The organism is Parafilimonas sp., assembly GCF_047606085.1.
In the GTDB taxonomy this organism is placed as follows: domain Bacteria; phylum Bacteroidota; class Bacteroidia; order Chitinophagales; family Chitinophagaceae; genus Parafilimonas.
On record NZ_JASGEX010000085.1, the window covers coordinates 1 to 2,973 of the forward strand.

Genomic DNA, 2,973 nt, shown 5'->3' on the forward strand with positions numbered 1-2,973 from the left:
ATTCATTTTGCCCATGCGATAATTTGCGACCATCTATCTTTTGGCCTATAAGTACTTCTAAATTTTGCATACGCAAAAGTAGGAAAATAAAGCGAGAAATGTCGCCTATCCTGTGAAATGGTTGGTAATAGCCCCAAATGTCTTTGGCCGGAAAGGAATATGGCGGCACAAAATCATCCGCGGCATTTGAACCCATATAATAATCGAATAAATAAGGCTGGTCATCTGCTTTTAAATCAACTCCGTATTTTTTAACGGCTAAAAGGCACAGCCTGGCAACGCTCTTCTCAAAATCTGAAGCAGGTGTTCCATAACGGTTTAAAATGAAATAGCTGGTTTTCAATTCATATCTTGCTGCTGTTTTGGTCAGGTTTGAATTAATATACTGAATATCTACTGTTGATATTACCTTTTCGCCTTTCACATCAAGCCTGTCAGCGCCATAGTTCAGATTTATCTTAAAATGCTGATAAATGGTGGATTGCTCGTCAGGGAATGTTATGGACAGGAGTTCCGGTACTTCTGATTGTGTTGCCTTTCTGGAGATGATAGAATAATCCTTCTCTTTATTCCAGGTAAAGCTTATCTGGTCAGGGTCGGTAACTGTTTTATATCCGTATGTAAATAAAATTCTTCTGTTCGTAAAACTATCAATGATTTCTGTTAAATACCAGCTATTGACGATATATGGATTTGTGGTTTTGGTGTAAGGATACTGGTTGCTGTTGTCTTCAAAAAGGCTTTGGTAATAAACTTTACTATTTTTAAACTTAGGCTGCGTCAGCATCTGGGTGCCATCGGCATGGCAATAACCGGTTCTCATAACTTTTGTTAATCCAAGCCGAAAAGCAGGATCATCCTTATAAGTGCCAAACCGGTAGGTTAATCCATCTTCATCCTGGATAAAGAATGTTGAAATCCTTGTTCTGATGGTCTTGGAGCCATAAGATAAATCTGCAGGTGACAGTACGAAGCGGATCTTTATTTTACTGTCTCCCAGCATAAATCCTGTGTTATTGTATTTATTTAATACAAACAGCCCGCTTTTGCCATTGAAATTAAAGGCAAAATAATCCAGCTCCCTGTCCATGGCCACAGCATTTTTTTGCCTGTAAATATGATTTTTATCACCAAAGATTGGATATTTCGCTAAAGCTGAAGGGCAACCTTTTGTTTTAACATCATCAGGATTATACAGATACCCGGCAGGGTATTTGGCAAGGTCATTATTTTGCTCACTCGTTCCTGTATAATACGGGTACTGGTCATCGGGCTCCCCGTTTTGCATACGGGTTATTGCTCCCCCGGCCATTAAATTCCATCCCTGGCCTGCATTTGATGCAATATCATTTACTTTCAACCCGCTCCCCGAGTTATAATTTAAGCTCATGCTGAAATGAAGCCGGCTCCTGGAGTCCTGCCATTCAAACATAGGAATGTTGAAAGTTGCACTCCCGCCCTGAAGGTTTACCTGTGCCCCGGCCCTGGTAAGCGCAAAATTCAGGAAGCAGTAAAACAAAAAACCGTTTTTAAGTATTACCCGTACGCTAGTTCTGTTCATGTTTGAATATTGCTGATTTTACAATTGGTAATCTTTTGTACCTGTTTATGCTCAACGCAGCCTTAGGTATTTAGTCTTTGCTTTCTAAGCCTGATTGCAGTTTGCATATTTCCTGCTTTTGTTGCTGCAATTGCTTTTTCAGTTCTGTAATAACCTTATTCTGCTCAATTAAGTATAAAGTCAGCTCTTCTATTTTCTGCAAAAGCTTTGTTTGATTATCACCTAAATCAACCCCGGCGCTTTTTATTTCGGCGGCAGGCGCTATCTCCGGCAAATGGCCGTTTTTTTGAATGAATGCTTCTACAGAATCCAATGGCATCAGCGGGTAATCTTTATCAAACACATAATCCGGCCAGTCGGCTGCAGCCTGCGACACCTTTACCTTTTGTGCAAGAACAGTTCCCTTAACCGAAAGCTTTTCTGCAGGGTTTGCTGTTCCTATACCGATCTTTCCACTGTTTTTTATTGTTACTGTTCTGTAGGATTCCAGTTCATCATTAGTGAACGTTTGCCGGGCGCTCGGGTTAGGAGAGGGGCCATTAAAAAAACCAATATCTCCACCTGCTTCAAAACGCATTAAAGCAAAATCAAATGAAGCGCTTGTACCGTTTGTCCATTTTGACTGGGCGGAGTCCCAGTATAAATTATTGGCCACAATGCCCCTGTTATTGCCATTGTCAGTCTGGTTCTTTGCCTGGAAAAATAGCCTATTGCCTATTGACATATAATTGCTGCCCCCAATAATTGGCGTACCTGTAGCAGGAAAATTATTGGTTACCTGGGCATGGGTAATAAAGGCAACAACAACAACAAATAAATTAAACAGTAATAATCTTTTCATAATAGATGAATTATAGTTTGATTTGAACCGGTTTGTTTTTTATACTGATATCAGTTGTTTTCTTATGTTTAAAAATATTTCTTCATTCAACTCAGCATTGGCATAAAGCTTCCCTGCAGTGAACAAGCTATTCAAAAATTGAAATTTCAATTTCATTATAATATGCCAGCCATCATTGCTCTTACCTGAGATTATACCCCAATCTGAACTTCAGCGCCGTTCCCGGCGGTGTTTGCCGGTTATGCAGAAAATCATACAGCAACTGCATATTACCTTCCTTCTTACCCACCTTGTACTTCTTGCTTAAGCCCAGCAGGGCGCTCTTCTGCCACACATCCACATTGCGGTGCAGCTCCTGTATGCTCTTAAAGCTGCTTAGATAATTGTACTCAAACCCGCCACTGAACCATATCCCGTTTAATATCTTTCCTTTTGCAACAGTGGGCATTTTCATGTCCACATAACTTCTCAATCCAATACCTTCACTGCTCACATCAATGTGCTTTATGCTGCCCCAGCCAATCTTGTAACTGGCGCCAATGCCCATTCTTTTGTTATCGCTTAATTTATA

At 40.3% G+C, this 2,973-nt stretch carries 2 protein-coding genes and 1 pseudogene; all 3 read right to left on the reverse strand.

All coding sequences use genetic code 11. The features are described from left to right. Positions 1-1,561, reverse strand: a 1,561-nt coding sequence (locus QM629_RS07465; protein WP_415158764.1) for a hypothetical protein, incomplete at its 3' end; no start/stop codon positions are given. A gap of 70 nt (positions 1,562-1,631) precedes the next feature. Next, positions 1,632-2,402 (reverse strand): hypothetical protein, encoded by a 771-nt coding sequence (locus tag QM629_RS07470; RefSeq protein ID WP_415158766.1) that lies wholly within the window; start codon positions 2,400-2,402, stop codon positions 1,632-1,634. A 181-nt stretch (positions 2,403-2,583) separates the two neighbouring features. Beyond that, a pseudogene (locus QM629_RS07475) lies at positions 2,584-2,973 on the reverse strand (hypothetical protein); the annotation flags it as partial.